General features: G+C 36.4%; 25 protein-coding genes. 17 read left to right on the top strand and 8 right to left on the bottom strand.

Annotation, left to right across the window (positions count from 1 at the left end):
- The first annotated feature begins 63 nt into the window (after positions 1-63).
- Positions 64-900 carry a lipoate--protein ligase family protein gene (locus tag MHB70_RS19390; RefSeq protein ID WP_000514088.1) on the top strand — a complete coding sequence of 279 codons (837 nt, stop codon included), beginning with the start codon at positions 64-66 and terminating at the stop codon, positions 898-900.
- A 28-nt stretch (positions 901-928) separates the two neighbouring features.
- On the opposite strand, the gene MHB70_RS19385 is transcribed toward MHB70_RS19390, so the two are convergent.
- The 3 genes from MHB70_RS19385 to MHB70_RS19375 form a co-directional block, all read right to left on the bottom strand.
- Positions 929-1771 (bottom strand): hypothetical protein, encoded by an 843-nt coding sequence (locus tag MHB70_RS19385; protein ID WP_000111890.1) that lies wholly within the window; start codon positions 1769-1771, stop codon positions 929-931.
- Between the two features lie 200 nt (positions 1772-1971).
- Positions 1972-2643 carry a DUF1129 family protein gene (locus MHB70_RS19380; RefSeq protein ID WP_000993577.1) on the bottom strand — a complete coding sequence of 224 codons (672 nt, stop codon included), beginning with the start codon at positions 2641-2643 and terminating at the stop codon, positions 1972-1974.
- Between the two features lie 5 nt (positions 2644-2648).
- On the bottom strand, positions 2649-2966 hold the full coding sequence (locus MHB70_RS19375; RefSeq protein WP_000556090.1) for a PadR family transcriptional regulator: 318 nt from the start codon (positions 2964-2966) through the stop codon (positions 2649-2651).
- Positions 2967-3122: 156 nt separating this feature from the next.
- On the opposite strand from MHB70_RS19375, the gene splB reads away from it, so the two are divergent.
- The 3 genes from splB to MHB70_RS19360 all read left to right on the top strand — a co-directional run bounded on the left by splB (position 3123) and on the right by MHB70_RS19360 (position 5437).
- The gene (splB, locus tag MHB70_RS19370; protein ID WP_061529597.1) at positions 3123-4148 is read left to right on the top strand and encodes a spore photoproduct lyase; all 1026 of its coding nucleotides are present in this window, start codon (positions 3123-3125) and stop codon (positions 4146-4148) included.
- Between the two features lie 144 nt (positions 4149-4292).
- On the top strand, positions 4293-4721 hold the full coding sequence (gene mntR / locus MHB70_RS19365; protein ID WP_001143071.1) for a transcriptional regulator MntR: 429 nt from the start codon (positions 4293-4295) through the stop codon (positions 4719-4721).
- Between the two features lie 53 nt (positions 4722-4774).
- Positions 4775-5437, top strand: coding sequence for an HAD family hydrolase (locus tag MHB70_RS19360; protein ID WP_000643925.1), 663 nt, complete (start codon positions 4775-4777; stop codon positions 5435-5437).
- On the opposite strand, the gene MHB70_RS19355 is transcribed toward MHB70_RS19360, so the two are convergent.
- Together MHB70_RS19355 and MHB70_RS19350 are read right to left on the bottom strand one after the other, a co-directional pair.
- Positions 5434-5835: an SA1362 family protein gene (locus MHB70_RS19355; protein WP_001014465.1), complete on the bottom strand. Its 402-nt coding sequence runs from the start codon at positions 5833-5835 to the stop codon at positions 5434-5436. The two genes, MHB70_RS19360 and MHB70_RS19355, sit on opposite strands and share 4 nt — an antisense overlap.
- A gap of 79 nt (positions 5836-5914) precedes the next feature.
- Positions 5915-6835, bottom strand: a complete 921-nt coding sequence (locus MHB70_RS19350; protein WP_000797102.1) for a DUF1385 domain-containing protein — start codon at positions 6833-6835, stop codon at positions 5915-5917.
- A 244-nt stretch (positions 6836-7079) separates the two neighbouring features.
- Here MHB70_RS19350 and MHB70_RS19345 point away from each other — a divergent pair, with 244 nt between their 5' ends.
- Genes MHB70_RS19345 through efp form a run of 4 tightly spaced genes read left to right on the top strand, consistent with a single transcriptional unit; the run spans position 7080 to position 9706 of the window.
- Positions 7080-7568, top strand: a complete 489-nt coding sequence (locus tag MHB70_RS19345) for a YqhR family membrane protein (RefSeq protein ID WP_061529596.1) — start codon at positions 7080-7082, stop codon at positions 7566-7568.
- A 52-nt stretch (positions 7569-7620) separates the two neighbouring features.
- Positions 7621-8061, top strand: coding sequence for a type II 3-dehydroquinate dehydratase (aroQ, locus tag MHB70_RS19340; RefSeq protein WP_000735144.1), 441 nt, complete (start codon positions 7621-7623; stop codon positions 8059-8061).
- A 4-nt stretch (positions 8062-8065) separates the two neighbouring features.
- The gene (gene pepQ / locus MHB70_RS19335) at positions 8066-9127 is read left to right on the top strand and encodes a Xaa-Pro dipeptidase (RefSeq protein WP_000411034.1); all 1062 of its coding nucleotides are present in this window, start codon (positions 8066-8068) and stop codon (positions 9125-9127) included.
- A gap of 21 nt (positions 9128-9148) precedes the next feature.
- Complete coding sequence (gene efp, locus MHB70_RS19330) at positions 9149-9706, top strand: elongation factor P (RefSeq protein WP_000626519.1); 558 nt, start codon at positions 9149-9151, stop codon at positions 9704-9706.
- 34 nt (positions 9707-9740) lie between these two features.
- Here efp and MHB70_RS19325 read toward each other — a convergent pair whose 3' ends face one another.
- Positions 9741-10061: a hypothetical protein gene (locus tag MHB70_RS19325; protein WP_000866179.1), complete on the bottom strand. Its 321-nt coding sequence runs from the start codon at positions 10059-10061 to the stop codon at positions 9741-9743.
- Positions 10042-10620 (bottom strand): GNAT family N-acetyltransferase, encoded by a 579-nt coding sequence (locus tag MHB70_RS19320; RefSeq protein ID WP_001164998.1) that lies wholly within the window; start codon positions 10618-10620, stop codon positions 10042-10044. Before MHB70_RS19320 ends, MHB70_RS19325 begins: the two co-directional genes overlap by 20 nt.
- Before the next feature lie 191 nt (positions 10621-10811).
- Here MHB70_RS19320 and MHB70_RS19315 point away from each other — a divergent pair, with 191 nt between their 5' ends.
- From MHB70_RS19315 to MHB70_RS19275, 9 genes are read left to right on the top strand one after another with little or no spacing between them, the layout of a single operon-like run.
- A complete protein-coding gene (locus MHB70_RS19315) occupies positions 10812-11093 on the top strand; it encodes a YqhV family protein (protein WP_000816054.1) in 282 nt (93 codons plus the stop codon).
- A 27-nt stretch (positions 11094-11120) separates the two neighbouring features.
- A complete protein-coding gene (spoIIIAA, locus tag MHB70_RS19310; protein WP_000665880.1) occupies positions 11121-12047 on the top strand; it encodes a stage III sporulation protein AA in 927 nt (308 codons plus the stop codon).
- Positions 12041-12556, top strand: coding sequence for a stage III sporulation protein SpoIIIAB (gene spoIIIAB, locus MHB70_RS19305; protein WP_015000953.1), 516 nt, complete (start codon positions 12041-12043; stop codon positions 12554-12556). The genes spoIIIAA and spoIIIAB overlap by 7 nt, the downstream gene beginning before the upstream one ends.
- A 14-nt stretch (positions 12557-12570) precedes the next feature.
- Positions 12571-12774 carry a stage III sporulation protein AC gene (gene spoIIIAC, locus MHB70_RS19300; RefSeq protein ID WP_000020914.1) on the top strand — a complete coding sequence of 68 codons (204 nt, stop codon included), beginning with the start codon at positions 12571-12573 and terminating at the stop codon, positions 12772-12774.
- A 23-nt stretch (positions 12775-12797) separates the two neighbouring features.
- Complete coding sequence (spoIIIAD, locus tag MHB70_RS19295) at positions 12798-13181, top strand: stage III sporulation protein AD (protein WP_077393170.1); 384 nt, start codon at positions 12798-12800, stop codon at positions 13179-13181.
- 10 nt (positions 13182-13191) lie between these two features.
- Positions 13192-14364 (top strand): stage III sporulation protein AE, encoded by a 1173-nt coding sequence (spoIIIAE, locus tag MHB70_RS19290; RefSeq protein WP_000944633.1) that lies wholly within the window; start codon positions 13192-13194, stop codon positions 14362-14364.
- Positions 14365-14376: 12 nt separating this feature from the next.
- Positions 14377-15009 carry a stage III sporulation protein AF gene (spoIIIAF, locus tag MHB70_RS19285; RefSeq protein ID WP_001161043.1) on the top strand — a complete coding sequence of 211 codons (633 nt, stop codon included), beginning with the start codon at positions 14377-14379 and terminating at the stop codon, positions 15007-15009.
- Positions 14999-15661: a stage III sporulation protein AG gene (gene spoIIIAG / locus MHB70_RS19280; RefSeq protein ID WP_061529595.1), complete on the top strand. Its 663-nt coding sequence runs from the start codon at positions 14999-15001 to the stop codon at positions 15659-15661. Before spoIIIAF ends, spoIIIAG begins: the two co-directional genes overlap by 11 nt.
- A gap of 15 nt (positions 15662-15676) precedes the next feature.
- Positions 15677-16336 carry a SpoIIIAH-like family protein gene (locus tag MHB70_RS19275; protein WP_000914719.1) on the top strand — a complete coding sequence of 220 codons (660 nt, stop codon included), beginning with the start codon at positions 15677-15679 and terminating at the stop codon, positions 16334-16336.
- A 125-nt stretch (positions 16337-16461) separates the two neighbouring features.
- On the opposite strand, the gene MHB70_RS19270 is transcribed toward MHB70_RS19275, so the two are convergent.
- Entirely contained in the window at positions 16462-16656 is a 195-nt protein-coding gene (locus MHB70_RS19270; RefSeq protein WP_000638008.1) for a hypothetical protein, read from the bottom strand.
- Positions 16657-16659: the final 3 nt, after the last annotated feature.

Genomic DNA, 16659 nt, shown 5'->3' with positions numbered 1-16659 from the left:
CAAATTTTGTCGAATTTGGTAGACTAGAGAATGTGAAAAATAATTGGTTATATGAGGTGTAGGATGGGAAAAGAAAAATGGTGTTATATTAACTCTGGTCAATGTTCACCAGCGTTTAATATGGCGTTAGACGAATGTTTATTAAATTGGCAAAGTGAAAAGAAGATGCAACCAACAATTCGTTTTTATGAATGGGAAGTACCAACATTAACAGTCGGGTATTTCCAGCGTGTTGAAAAAGATATAAATATGGATGTAGTTAACGAAAAGAAATATGGGTTCGTTCGTCGTCAAACAGGCGGCAGGGGTGTACTACATGACAAAGAATTAACGTACAGTGTTATTGTGTCTGAAGATCATCCAAATATGCCAAAAACAGTTACGGAAGCATACCGCATTATTTCGCAAGGCTTATTGGACGGTTTTAAGGCATTAGGATTAGAAGCGTATTATGCAGTTCCGAAAACAGAGGCGGATCGTGAGAATTTAAAAAATCCGCGTTCAGGAGTATGTTTTGATGCGCCATCTTGGTATGAAATTGTAGTTGAAGGAAGAAAAATCGCAGGTAGTGCTCAAACACGTCAAAAAGGTGTTATTTTACAGCACGGATCGATTCCGTTAGAAATAGATTTAGACGAACTATACGACCTATTTTTATTCCCAAATGAACGTGTGAAAGAACGTATGAAAAGTATGTTTTCTTCTAAAGCGGTAGCAATTAATAAATTGACAGACCGTACATTTACGATCGAACAGTTAATTAAAGCGTTCGAGGTTGGGTTTGAAAAAGGATTGGATATAGAGCTTGTGCCATATGAATTAACAGAAGAACAGTTACATGAAGTTCAAACGTTAGCAAAAGAAAAGTATGAAAGTAAGGAATGGAATTATAAAAAATAAGAGATGGCAATTGCCATCTCTTATTTTTTTATAGTAAATTAAGTACTTTTTCTACTTTGATTCCTTTATCTTGTAAAGAACGAAGGCGATTTACAACGTCCATAATTTCTTTGTCAAATGTAACGCTAATACCTTGGCTTTGTAGTTCTTCTTTTAAGCCTTCAATAGAATCATCTATGTCGATGCCAAGCTCGTAATCTTGACAAACTTCAATTGTCTTTTTCACGAGTTTCACATAATTTTCTTGTAGTTTTGAATTTGTTTCAGTCAAAGCAGGTTGTTTCGGTTTTGCTGGAGCAACCGGTACTGTCTCTTGCTTTGTAACTGAAGTAGGGACTACTTTTTTCACAGGTGCTGGAGTAGTTAGTTCTACAGCTGCTTCTACGCTTACTGGCTTCGGCGTCGGTACCGGAGTAGGCTTAGGGGCCATAGCAGGTGTTTCTACACGCGTAATAGGTTTAGGAGCAGGTGTAACTGCTTTTGGAGCTTCTACAACTACTTCTTTTTTCGGTGTGGCTTCTACCGGTGTTTCTTCTTGACCAGCAGCCTCTTTATTTTCTTTACTCCACATAACGCGTTCTATTTCTAGAGAAACATTGTTTTTGTTCATCGCTGATAATGTAACTTTACCAACTTCAGCGTTTCCAGTGAAATCAACAATTTTATAAATAACACTCTTGTTCCAATCCACGTTTCCGCTCAAAAATAATTCTTCGTTACATTTCGGCGTTAAGCCCTCGATTTTAATTTCTGCGTTTACACCGTTTTCACTGTATACCATAATTAGCGAAGCATTTACATCTTCGTCTGCTAACATTAGTTCACGTACCATTTTGCCGGTGCGTACTTGCGTTTTCTTCTTAACTGACATCTAATTTCTCCTCTCAAAAATTCAGTAATAATAAAAAAATCGTATAACGAAAAATAATTGCTCACGAAGATTTATGATACCGATAATAAAAGCATCACGTCAACAATTAACTTTAATTATTTTGCATTTTTCTTATTTTCTTTATGAAATTTTTCAATTTGTAAAATTAGACAGAAGAAAAACAGCCTTTTGAAAGGCTGTTAAAAATTTGATTTTTTGTATAGTAATTTATATAAAATGAAAAATAAGATAGCAATTAAGGCGTTTTGCCAAAAGGTTAGGTGGTAAATGAGATAAGGTTGTTTTTTAAAATAGACATTTAAAAATACAGCTGAACAAAATGGAGTAGCAAATGCAAATCCAAATAGAATCCTTCTTTTCCAATTCATCTTTTGATCAAAGGAATAGCGCTTTAATAAATATAAAATGAAAAGTATGCCTAGTATAATAAGTGAAACGAACAAAGTGGTTCCAGGGATGCTAAAAGCTGGGCTTAATTGTTCGATATTTTTCCTGAAGATTAAAATGAAAGTCGAAACAAGTGCATCCATTCCAAACTGTATAGCAAGAAGTAAGCTAATAACAAAACCGATTAAAGAAGTTTTTTCTAACTTTGTTTGAGCTGGTAAAGCCGATATGAGTTCATCACAATAAGATTGTAAGTCATTGCCGAAAATATCATAAGCATTTTTATTTTCTCTTTGTGCTTCGATGAGATGATCTAATATTTCTAATAATAGTTCTTCTACTTGTTGTTCAGGTACGTTAGATAACCGAAGATATACTAGCATATCGCCATAAGAAGCTTCGTTTTCAAATGTTAGAAGTTCGCGTTTTTTGTTGTTCAATTCAATCATGTCTTGCGCATTCATCCCTATCACTCTCCCTGTAATAAGTTGTTCACCGTTGTCGAAACCATTCCCCAGCTTTGTTTAAATTCTTCAAGCTGTTCTATTCCTTTATCGGTTACATGATAATATTTTCGCTTTGGACCGAGTGAGGAAGCTTTTAATGTTCCTTCAATTAGCCTCTCTTTTTGCATACGTAACAATAACGGATATATGCTTCCTTCGCTGACAAATGTAAAGCCGTATTTATTTAATTTTGTACTCAGCTCATATCCATACACTTCTTCTTGCGAAATGATGTATAGGATGCAACCTTCGAGTACACCTTTTAACATTTGGCTATGCATGATTTCCCCACCTTTTATTCAGGTAACTTGCCTTGCAAGGTAGCTGTTATCCAAATTATAACATTCAGTAACTTGCAATGCAAGTTACTGAAGTGGAAAACTTTAATGCGTTTTAATTTTTCCGTGTTCTCCATACTAACGAGAGGAGGGAAGTATATGAAACCGTTTATGCCAAAACTTGTTTACTTTGAACCGAAGGCACTCGAATATCCACTTGGAAAAGAGCTGTATGAGAAGTTTACGAAGATGGGATTAGAAATTCGTGAAACGACATCCCATAATCAAATTAGAAATTTGCCAGGTGAAAATGATTTGCAAAAGTATCGCAATGCAAAGGCAACGCTTGTCGTTGGGGTGAGGAAGACATTAAAGTTTGATACGTCAAAGCCGTCAGCTGAATATGCAATTCCGCTTGCAACAGGGTGTATGGGACATTGCCATTATTGTTATTTGCAAACGACCCTTGGTAGTAAACCTTACGTTCGTGTATATGTGAATCTAGATGAAATATTTGAGAAGGCACAGCAATATATGGATGAAAGGGCACCAGAAATAACAAGATTTGAAGCGGCGTGTACATCAGATATCGTTGGAATTGATCATTTAACGCATGCTTTAAAGCGAACGATCGAATTTATGGGAGAAAGTGAGCATGGGCGTTTACGTTTCGTTACGAAATATTCGCACGTTGATCATTTATTAGATGCAAAGCATAATGGGAAAACGCGTTTTCGATTTAGCATTAATTCACGTTATGTGATTAAAAATTTTGAACCGGGGACATCGCCGTTCGAAGAGAGAATTGAGGCTGCTCGTAAAGTGGCAGGGGCTAATTATCCACTTGGCTTTATAGTTGCGCCACTTTATATGCATGAAGGATGGGAAGAGGGGTATCGTGAATTGTTTGAGAGATTATACAATGCCTTGAAAGATATGGTGATACCAAATTTAACGTTTGAATTAATTCAGCATCGCTTTACGAAGCCGGCAAAAAAGGTCATTCAAGCGCGTTATCCGAATACGAAACTTGAAATGGACGAAGAGAAGCGGAAATATAAATGGGGACGATACGGTATTGGGAAATACGTCTATAAAAAAGATGATGCAGAAGTATTGGAGGAAACGATTCGAAGATATATTCGTCACTTTTTTCCTGACGCAGAAATTCAATATTTCACATGAAAGGAACTTGTATTTGAATGCAGGTTCTTTTCTCTTTTGCAGATTTAGGCTCGTTTCTACCTTGTCACGTTATTCTTTCTGGTGTATCATTTTATTGATTGCTTCGTTCGGAATAAGCAAAATGAAATTGGATGGAGGAAACCGATGCCTACCCCTAGTATGGAAGATTATATTGAACAAATTTATTTGTTGATTGATGAAAAGGGTTATGCCCGCGTATCTGATATTGCTGAAGCGCTTAGTGTACATCCATCCTCTGTAACAAAAATGGTGCAAAAATTAGACAAAGATGAATATCTAATTTATGAAAAATATAGAGGGCTTGTATTAACATCAAAAGGTAAAAAAATCGGAGAACGTCTCGTATATCGTCATGACTTGCTAGAGCAGTTTATGCGTATTATTGGTTTGGATGAAAGCAAGATTTACAATGATGTTGAAGGGATTGAACATCATTTAAGTTGGGAAGCAATTGACCGTATCGGTGATTTAGTACAATATTTTGAACAAGATGAGGTTCGAGTAGAAACACTTCGTGGTGTTCAAAAAGCAAATGAAGAGAAAAGTAATTAAGGGGAACGGATGGCGTTTCCTTTTTTATTTCAATCGAAAAGGACGGGAGAATTATGAAAGCAATTATTTTTGATTTTGATGGATTAATTGTGGACACAGAAACAATATGGTTTCACTCTTTCAGAGATGCTGTTCGTGAGTACGGCGGAGAGTTACCTTTAGAGGAATTTGCGAAATGTATTGGAACGACAGATAATGTACTTTATGCATATTTAAAGGAACAATTAAAAGAAAAGTTTAACGAGCGTGCACTAAAAGAAAAGGTGACGACTTTACATAAAGAGAAAATGAAAATACCAGAAGCGCGTGATGGGGTAAAAGAATATTTAGAAGAAGCGAAAGAAATGGGATTGAAAATCGCATTAGCTTCTAGTTCATCTAGAGAATGGGTTGTTCGTTTTTTAGAAGATCTACAGATTCGAGATTATTTTGAAGTAATTAAAACGAGAGAAGATGTTGAGAAGGTAAAACCAGATCCAGCACTTTATCGAATTGCAATAGAGGAATTAGGAATTGAACCATTAGAAGCTGTTGTATTTGAAGACTCATTAAATGGATTGAAAGCAGCGGTTGCGGCAGGATTAAAATGCGTCGTTGTTCCAAATGATGTGACAAGAAATTTACCATTTGAAAATCATCACCTTCGAATTGAAAGTATGATAGATAAAACTTTGAAAGAAGTGCTTGAAAGTATAAAGAAAGACCGTATTTCCTAAAAGGAAGCACGGTCTTTCTTTTTGTTCTTTTTACCTTCAATGACAGTTAAATGAGATTGTTTTCTTTTTCGTTTCAACGATGGAGAATTACCCTTTTTGCCCTTGTCATCAGAAGTATTTCGTTTCAAGAATGAATTGCTTAGGGGTGCTACATTTTGTTTCCCATGTTTGCGGTTCGATTGTTTTGCAGCGCGCTTATATGAGCTTTGCGAATTTGCAGAACCACTGGAATTAGTAAACATCTTGTATAGCAAGTAAAAGATACCGACAACAAGTAACATATACCCGATATTTCTTAATACACCCATTGGATTTGTAATTACAGATGAAACAAGGCCGAATATTGCTAATCCGATTATAAGCACAAATATAGCGAAAGTAAACGAACGACCGTTCATAAGGAACACCTCCTAAAAACATATATTAAAATTAGTATATTAACGATGAGGAGAGGAGTTGAACACCATTTTTAAATAATTATTGTTTGTTTTCTAAACGTAATAATTCTTCAAACGATGCAATAGCTACTTCCACTTGATCATCTGTTGGTTCTTTCGTTGTTAATAGTTGCAGCCATAATCCGGGATATCCAAGTATGCGTAATACAGGAATGTCTCGCAATCGATTCGTAAATTGTAGTACTTCAAACGAAATGCCGAGAACGACTGGAATTAATAAAATTCGGTTTATTACTCGTGCCCAAAGTGGATCTGTAGGAACGAGGAAATAAACAAACATTCCAATAATGACTGTAAATATAATAAAGCTACTACCACATCTATAATGGAGGCGGGTTTGCTTTTGGACGTTTTCTACAGTCATAGGAAGATTATTCTCATAAGCATTAATTACTTTATGCTCTGCACCGTGATACTGAAATACCCGTTTAATAAGTGGGGTTAAAGAAATAAAGTATATATAGCTCAATAGTAGCATGAGCTTAATGACACTTTCGACAATGATTTGCCCTGTATGAGATGGGAAAATCGGTCTCGTTAATTCAGCTAATAGTGCAGGAACTGCTGTGAAAATGACTTTACCGAATATGAAAGATAAAACGCCAACTGCTGCAACTCCTAATACCATCGTTAATTTTGATTGTTCTTCTTTTTTATTTGCAATTTGTTCATCATCTTCTGGGTGGACATCAAATCGTTCTGAAGCGAAGTTTAAATGCTTTGCTCCATTCGCACTTGCGTCCACAATGGCGGCAATACCTCGTAAAAATGGAATTTTTTTTAGGATAGATAATGCTTTATTACGAACGCGTGGTAATCGATAAAATTCAATCGATTTATCTTTACGACGAACCGCTGTAACAGTATATTCTCTACCGCCAAACATAACTCCTTCTATGACTGCTTGCCCGCCATATATTTGTTTTGACTCTTCTGCCATGTTAACACCAACCTGTATTTGTTTCTCTCTTATGTAGAAAAAGAGGCAATTGTCATACTGGGTTCTGTCGTTTTGAAATAAGACAATCACCGAGTTTCCTTTATTTTATCGACAAATACAAGTATATGACAAGAGAAAATGTTACGAGAGTCGGACATTTCTTATTCTTTTTATAGACAAATTTCGCAGTATTTAAACATGCTTCAAAATAGTTTCGGGCATACTATTGAGCGGAGGTGTTGATGTGAGTCAAGAACAATTAGGAACAAGGAATTATGTGCAAATCGGTTTGTTTGGTGGAATTTTTTGGGGAGGAATATGGTATTTCCTTCATATATTTTCATTCACGGAAGCGGGACCTAATTATTTACTGTTACCATTTGCGTTTGGGAGTTGGAAAGAAGGGATATGGGGCAATCTGTCAGGAATTGTTTGCATGGGACTTCTTTCAATCTTGATTTCCTTTTTGTATAAAGCGTTTTTGGCGAAATTTGAAGGAATCATTCCAGGGATTATTTATGGGCTATTTTGGTGGGCGTTACTGTTTTTCGTAATGGGTTTAATGGCACCTGTTATTAAAAGTGCGTTCAATTTGCCGAAAGAGACGATTGTGACGACAATATGTATTTTTATATTGTATGGTGTGTTTATTGCATACTCTGTTTCTTACGCAGTAAATAGTAATAAAGCGGAGCAAGAAGGAGAAGAGAAGACGAACTATTCAAATAAGTAACTCCTATGTTAAAATGTTGTATAGATATTTAATATTAAGGAGTTTTAAGAATATGAAAAAGTTACTCCTCGTAAACGGTCCTAACTTAAATCGCCTCGGTGTTCGTGAGGTAAATGTATATGGAAAGGGCACGTTAGCGACACTTGAAGCAGATATGAAGCAAGAAGCAAAAACAATGGGAGTGGAGTTAGAATGTTTCCAATCGAATCATGAAGGTGCGATTATCGATCGTCTTCATGAGGCTGAAGATATATATGAAGGGATCATTTTAAATCCTGGAGCATTTACGCATTATAGCTATGCAATTCGAGATGCAATTGCGAGCATTTCGATTCCTGTTATTGAAGTACATATCTCTAACATTCACCAGCGTGAATCGTTCCGTCACGAATCTGTGACGGCGGCTGTTTGTGCAGGACAAATTGTTGGATTTGGTTTTTATGGCTATAAGTTAGCGTTATTTGCATTAATGGAGAAATTAAGGGAGGCATAAAGTCATGGAGAAAATCGAAAGATTAAGAAGCGCATTTGCTGAGGCTGGTATCGACGGTATTTTATTAACAAATGAACATAGTCGTAGATACATGGCTAACTTCACTGGAACAGCTGGGGTTGTACTTATTTCAAAAGAGCGTGCTCAATTTATTACGGATTTTCGTTATGTAGAGCAGGCTAGTAAACAAGCTGTTGGATATGAAATCGTGCAGCATGCAGGATTAATTATTGATGAAGTTGCAAAGCAAGTGAAAGAACTTGGAATTCAAAAGCTTGGCTTTGAGCAGGATACTCTTACATATAGCTCTTACGTAACGCATAATGAGGCGATCGAAGCTGAATTTATCCCGACTTCTGGGCTTGTAGAAAAGTTACGCTTGATAAAGACTGATTCAGAGATTAAGATATTAAAGGAAGCTGCACAGATTGCAGATGCTGCCTTTGAGCATATTCTATCATTCATTCGCCCGGGAGTATCTGAAATTGAAGTGTCAAATGAACTTGAATTTTTCATGAGAAAACAAGGAGCAACATCTTCTTCGTTTGATATTATCGTTGCTTCAGGTCTTCGTTCGGCATTACCGCACGGCGTGGCATCTGAAAAAGTGATAGAAACAGGAGATTTCGTTACATTAGACTTCGGCGCTTATTACAAAGGGTATTGTTCTGATATTACTCGTACAATTGCAGTCGGTGAACCATCTGATAAATTAAAAGAAATTTATAATGTCGTTTTAGAAGCACAATTACGTGGTGTAAACGGTATTAAAGCTGGTTTAACAGGCCGCGAGGCAGATGCATTAACGCGTGATTACATAACGGAAAAAGGATATGGTGAATACTTTGGACACTCTACTGGTCATGGAATCGGCCTTGAAATCCATGAAGCGCCAGGTTTAGCGTTCCGTTCTGATACAGTACTTGAACCAGGTATGGCTGTAACAGTAGAACCAGGTATTTATATTCCAGGTATTGGCGGCGTACGTATTGAAGATGATATCATTGTAACGAGTGAAGGTAATGAAGTAATTACGAAATCACCAAAAGAACTTATTATTTTGTAATACACAGGAGGATTTTTTTACATGATTTCAGTAAACGATTTTCGTACAGGTTTAACAATTTCAGTGGACAATGCCCTTTGGCAAGTACTTGATTTCCAACACGTAAAGCCAGGTAAAGGTGCTGCATTCGTTCGTTCTAAACTACGTAACCTTCGCACAGGTTCTGTTCAAGAGAAAACATTCCGTGCAGGTGAAAAAGTAGAAAAAGCACACATCGAAAACCGTCGTATGCAATACTTATACGCGAGCGGTGAGGCTCATGTATTTATGGATAACGGAACTTATGAGCAAATCGAACTTGGTGAAAACCAAATCGAGCGCGAATTAAAATTCCTAAAAGAAAACATGGAAGTATCTATTATGACATACCAAGGTGAAGTACTTGGTGTTGAACTTCCGAACACAGTTGAATTAAAAGTTACAGAAACAGAGCCTGGTATTAAAGGTGACACAGCTTCTAACGTAACAAAACCAGCTACATTAGAAACTGGTCTTGTTGTACAAGTACCAATCTTCATTAACGAAGGCGAAATGCTTATCATCAACACTGGTGAAGGTAAATACGTTTCTCGTGCATAGTAAAAAAGCACTCGTGATTATCACGAGTGCTTTTTTATAGAAAATAGGGCATATAGTAAATTGCGGTGACAACAAAACTAACTAAAACAAGTGAAAGAGTACCCGCTATATATGGTGTGAAAATGAATTGAAATGGTTTTATTTCACCAGTCTCAACACCAGTTAATGTTTTACTTATTGCGTGATCTGTAATGTTATTTCTATGGTTACTCATAATAATTAACCACATAATTGCAAATATTGCTAGACTGCCAAGGAAAAAGGTCTCTATAAATGACCAACCGACCAATAATGAAAAAAGATAAATAAGAGCTAATTCTACTACAATTGTTAAACTAATTTTCAAAACCTTCATATTTTCCCCCCTCATTTTGTACGTCCAGCCAATTTAAAAATTTCTTACGCGATACGACATGCAGTACGCAAGGTGATTTTACTTCTTTCTCCAGTGCAGCATGTTCGCCTGGAAACTTGTTTTTCACATGCAATGAAATGTAAGGTAGTTTTTCTTGTGCTTTTAACGAGCGAATGTTAGTCGTTTTAGCACCAGTGAATACGTATGTAAGTTGTAAGTCTAAAAAAGCGATTTTAAAGATTTCTTTTTTAGCTGCCTCATTATACCCTTTACCCCAATATGGATAGCCAAGCCAACTACCAATGTGAGATTGTTTCTTCCCATAATTAATATGTTTAAGTGTGGTGAGGCCAAGTATTTCATTCTCTTCATTTACAATCATTCTCGATAAAGACTTCTTTTGGCGCTCTTCTTCTATTGCAAAAAGAAGAAATGCTTTCGTGTCTTCGACTTTTTCTACCTGTATTCCTAATGCATTTTTTACGTGTGGTTCACTTGATAGCTCAAAAAGCACATTTGCATAGCGTAAATCAAGTGGTAATAAAGTAACGTGCTGCATCGTCTATACCCCTTTTAAATTAAATATACCATAATATACCATTAAAAAACACGAATATTCAGATTTAAATAAAGGTGTTAGAGAAAAATTATGTTTTTACTTCTGAAATAGACAACCTCTGCATATGGTTGTACAAATATATTCTTTTTTGGAATGTAGAATTCGTAACCGTTACGGGAGAAGGTGGGAGAATGAAACAGTGGCTAGCGGCAATGGAAACATCCGTGCTCGTAATGGGGTTACTTCGGTTGTTTTCGGGTAGCGCGGAAATATTCGCCGCTTTGCTTATGCTTTACGTGAATGATGCGAAGAAAGCATTGTTTATAAATGGTATGTTGGCGTTTGTTGGACCGACCGTATTAATTTTAACAATGACAATAGGCATAGCGAGTGTAGCGAGCGAAATTTCTTTCTTGAAACTCTTTTTTCTGGCACTTGGAATTGGCTGCATTTTTATCGCATTGTTGAAATAGTAAGTCGAGTATAGTGGGGAGAAGCCTATGAAAGAAGTATTAGAGGTTTTACCAAAAATGATGAAACAGTTAGTTGAAAGTTGTAAGCAATACAATACTTTAGAGGAAATTCGTGTTCGAATTGGAAGACCGCTAGAGTGTATTGCGCATGGAGAGGTGTTTTTTTATGACTATATCGCTACAGCAGAAGATGCAAGTTACTTATTGAATAAGTTAAGTCAATTCTCAATTTATACGATGGAAGAGGAATTGAAACGTGGGTATGTGACACTTCGAGGAGGACATAGAATTGGCCTAGCGGGAAAAGTCATTACAGAGAAAAGTACAGTGAAAATGATTCGTGATGTCTCTTCATTTAATATTCGTATTGCTCGTCAAAAAATAGGAATAGCTGAGCCGCTTTTGCCGTATTTGTATGAATCAAGATGGTTAAACACGATGGTAATTGGCCCGCCGCAAACGGGGAAAACGACACTTTTAAGAGATGTAGCACGTTGCATGAGTCAAGGGGTTGGTACGTCGAAAATTCCTTCTTGCAAAGTGGGGATTGTTGATGAGCGGTCAGAAATTGCTGGATGTGTGAAAGGAATCCCTCAGTATGAATTTGGTACACGAGTAGATGTGTTAGACGCATGTCCAAAGGCTGAAGGAATGATGATGATGATTCGTTCTATGAGTCCAGATGTTTTGATCGTAGATGAGATTGGACGTAAAGAAGATACTGAAGCAATTATGGAGGCGGTGCATGCAGGGGTCCAGCTTTTTATAAGTGCACACGGGTTTTCTTATGATGATGTTGTGAAACGTCCATCGCTACAGGCAGTGCTGGAGCTTGGCATATTTGATAGGTTTGTGGAGTTATCAAAAGCAAGAGGCCCAGGAACAGTTATGCAAGTGAAAGATAGATATGGAAAACCAGTACTACCGAATCGAAAGGCTGGGGGCGTATGGTGAAAATAATTGGTGCAGTGTTAATCGTTGCGGTCAGCACTTTTTTCGGGTTTTCATACGCAAAAAGATATAGTGAGAGGCCGCGGCAACTTAGACTATTAAAATCGGCACTCCAATCATTAGAGGCAGAAATTATGTATGGGCACACACCTTTATCTGAAGCCGCCGAACGATTAGTTAAACAAATGCCCAAGCCATTAAATTGGATATTTCAAAGTTTCGCCAAAAAACTAGAAAACGGGGAACAAACAGTAAGGGAAGCTTGGATAGAAAGTTTGAAAGAGAATTGGAAGTTAACAGCATTTCAACAAACCGAGTATGAAATCTTGCAGCAATTTGGTGAAACACTTGGACAACATGATCGTGAATCACAACAAAAACATATTCGATTATGTATTACACATTTAGAGAGAGAGGAAGAAGAAGCGAAAGCGTTACAACTGCAATATGAAAAAATGATTAAGAGCTTAGGGGTACTAGCGGGGCTACTTATCGTAATTTTACTGCTATAGGAGGGAGAAAGGCGATGTCCATTGATGTTGGATTAATATTTCAAATCGCCGGAATCGGCATTGTTTTAGCTTTCATTCATACCGTATTAAAAGAATTAAAACGAGAGGATATTGCAAATTGGGTTATCCTTGTCGGTTTTGTCGTCATTCTATTCCATGTTGCATTTTTAATTAATACGTTGTTCGACAAGATTAAAAGTGTCTTTCTCTTCCAGTAAAGGAGGCGGTTCGAATCGAAATTATACAAATTGTCGGATTAGGCCTCGTTGCTACGTTTTTAGCAGCTGTTTTGAATCAGCATAAATCTAGCATTACATCGTTATTTATTGTTTTTGTAGGTAGCGTAATGTTTCTTATTTTAATCGATCAAATTCACTCTATTTTACAAATGATTGAGAGAGTAGCGAGTGAAGCGAAAGTTAGCAACGTCTATGTAGAAACGTTACTGAAAATTATTGGGATTGCTTATATCGCTGAGTTTGGAGCGCAAATTACAAAAGATGCTGGGCAAGGTGCAATCGCTTCGAAAATTGAACTAGCTGGTAAAATCTTAATTCTCGTTATGGCAATTCCTATTTTGACAGTCGTAATTGAAACTATTCTCGGATTTTTACCGACGGGATAAGGGGGAGTGAATGTTGAGGAAGTTTGGAGCTAAGCTGCTATTTGCTTGCTTCCTTTTCTTTTCTTTACCGGTTGTTGTACAAGCTTCTCCTGTAGAAACAAACGTCGTTGATCAACAATTGGATAAGCTCGGAATTGAAGATGTGAAGCAATTTTGGGACGGGCTTGTTACAAAATATGGAGGTTATTTACCAGAGAGTCAAAAAGGAAGCTTTATGGAGTTTGTAAAGGGAGAAAAAGAATTCTCTATAAAAGAATGGATGCTAGGTTTATTAAAATATTTGTTTCACGAGCTTGCTGCAAATGGAAAGCTACTTGGAACACTCATTATGCTCACAATTTTTAGTGCATTGTTGCAATCACTGCAATCTGCCTTTTCAAAGAGTAGTGTAAGTAAAATTGCCGATGCAGTTGTATATATGGTGCTTATTATTTTTGCTTTAAATAGTTTTTATGTGGTTATGACATATGCAAGAGAAACGATACAAACAATGGTAGATTTCATATTAGCGCTATTACCAATCTTGCTTGCACTCATAGCAACTGGAGGCGGTGTTGTATCTGTATCGTTTTTTCATCCGATTATCATTTTCTTAATGAATACGAGTGGGCTTCTTATGAATTACATCGTTCTACCACTTTTATTACTTGCAACGATATTAAGTATTGTAAGTACGATGAGTGATCAATATAAAGTTACGAAATTGTCCAAGCTTCTGCAAAACGTTAGCGTTGGGATTATCGGGATCTTTTTAACGATTTTTTTAGGAGTATTATCTGTACAAGGAACAGCGACAGCGGTTGCTGATGGGATAGCTGTGAAAACTGCTAAATTTGTAACAGGGAACTTTATTCCTGTAGTTGGAAGGATGTTTACAGAGGCAGCGGATACTGTTATTAGTGCGTCGGGGTTATTAAAAAATACAGTCGGAATTATAGGGCTCGTTATTTTATGTTTAATTGTCGCTTTTCCAGCGATTCAAATTTTTTGTATCGCGTTTATTTATAAATTCGCAGCAGCAGTATTGCAACCAGTTGGCGGAGGAGCAATTATTCAATGTTTAGATATCATTGGACGAAGCATCATTTACGTGTTTGCTTGCTTAGCTATCGTATCATTTATGTTCTTTTTAAGTATCACAATTATTATTGCTGCGGGGAACATTACGCTTATGATGCGATAGGAGGTGAAGAGTATGCAATTTGTTACAGAGTGGATTAGAAATATTATCGTTTTTTTACTCTTAGCGACAATGCTTCATCTTATTCTTCCAAACTCGAATTTGCAAAAATACGTTAAATTCGTCGTAAGTCTACTATTAGTTGTATTAATTTTAACACCTCTTTTTAAACTGTTGCAAACAGATGTAAATGAAGTAATCGCAAATTTTAATGAAGAAAAGTATGTAGCAGAGGGATCTGTAAAAAATTCAATAGATTCGAAGAAAAAAGAAATACAAGCTCTAACACGTGCATATAGTTTAGAAGAGATGGCTACCAAAATGAAAAAAGAAGTAGGAAAAGAGTTTGAGAAAAAGTATGGTATGACAGTCTCTGAAATACAAATAGTCGCAACGGAAAGGGTAGAAGAAGTAAAGTCAGCCAAAGATATTCAATCTGTTGTTGTGACGTTGAAAGAAAAAGAACGCAGTAAAAATGACGCAATTGAAACAGTAAAGCCAATTGAAATTAATACGAATGAACCTCCAAAAAAGGTAGAAGAAACGAATGTAGAAATGAAAGATTTCTTTTCAAGCAGGTGGCAACTAGAGAATAAACAAATCCAAGTTCAAACGGAAGGGAGGACAGGTAGAGTAAATGGACAATAAAGATAAAAATTCGAAGTTCTCATTTTTTCGAAACTTATTGAATGGGGATCAAAAAGAAAGCAACGAGAAGGGGAAAAAGGTAACACCTAAGTTTTTACTTGTCCTACTCATACTTGGAATTTTGCTTATGTTTTCTAGTAGTCTCTTTTCAAGTAAAAAAGAAGAAGTACCTGTATTTAAAGAACAAAAAACTCAAAACCAAGAAAAAGACGTACCAACTTTCGGACAAAAAAGTAATGATAGTATGTCAAATGTAGAAAAATATGAAAAAGCGTATGAACAAGAATTAAAAGCTGCTTTAGAAGAAATAGCAGGAGTAAAAGACGTAACGATTAAGGTGAATTTAGATTCATCTGAAGAAAAAATTTTAGAAAAAAATACAGTGAAACGCTCACAAACAACAGGTGAAACAGATAAAACAGGCGGTAAGAGGGAAGTAGAGGACGAGTCTCTTGATGAAAAGACTGTCATTATACGTGAAGGTGATAAAGAAACTCCCGTTGTTTTACGGACAGAGAAACCGAAAGTACGAGGTGTTCTCGTCGTAGCAAAAGGAGTGGATAATATACAAGTTAAAGCATTGGTAAAAGAAGCTGTGATAAGGCTGCTAGATGTACCAGCCCATCGTGTTTCAGTTTCACCGAAAAATTGATAGGGAGGAAATAAAGTGTTAAAAAAACAAACGGTTTGGCTATTAACAATGTTAAGTTTAGTTGTTGTACTATCTGTGTATTACGTAACAACTCCTGACAAAATGAATACAGCATCGCCGGCAACAGGTGAAAAGATTGGACAAGAAAAACAAGGTACTGACAAAGCAGTAACAAACGAAACGCCAAATAAAGAAACAACAAAAGAAACTCCAAGCAAGGAAACACCAAATAAAGAGACAACAAATAAAGAGACAGATAAAAAAGAAAATGCTAAAAAAGAAACAAGTAAAAAAGAGGGGAATGTATCAGTTCAATCGAGTGATGAGAATTTCACAGCTTTACGTATGCAAATGGAAGATAAGCGTAGTGCTGAAAGAGAAAAATTACAAAATGTAATAAAGTCTTCTAACGCTACTGCTGAAGAAAGAAGTAAGGCGAAAGATGGTATGGATGCAATCGCTACAATGGAAACAAAAGAAGGTTTACTTGAAACAGTTATTAAAGCTCAAGGAGGATATAAAGATGCCCTTGTAAGAGCTGATGGAACTGACATTAGAGTAACAGTGAAGGCAGCGAAACATTCACAAAAAGAAGCGAATAAAATTATACAGCTTGTAAGAAGTGAAGGCGGTTCTAAAGATGTAGGTGTGAAATTTGATCCATCAGCAAAATAAGTAGAATTTTAATCCGTGGGGGATTTCCCCCACGGATTATTAATTTTTACTAATCGCATTGTTTGTAAATAAGAACATAGAGTACTTCAAAATAATTAGATAAAAATAATAATAGAAAAAAGCTATCACTTTCGATAGCTTTTTTCTATTTCGTCTTTGTATGTGTTTTTACTATGTTCAACTCGGAATGGAGAAATACGTTGTGAATAAAAAATTAGCGGTTCATGGTGATGATGATTACTTTTTCCAGATTTGACGTGGATGAAGAGAACGAATGCCCAAACCATTACGGCAGGTAAGAAGAGCATGAGCCATATCATATG

The organism is Bacillus sp. FSL M7-1020 (assembly GCF_038050415.1).
GTDB classification, from domain to species: Bacteria; Bacillota; Bacilli; order Bacillales; family Bacillaceae_G; genus Bacillus_A; species Bacillus_A toyonensis.
Note: the sequence above shows the minus strand (reverse complement) of the source record. Positions and strands in the feature narration are given on the sequence as shown.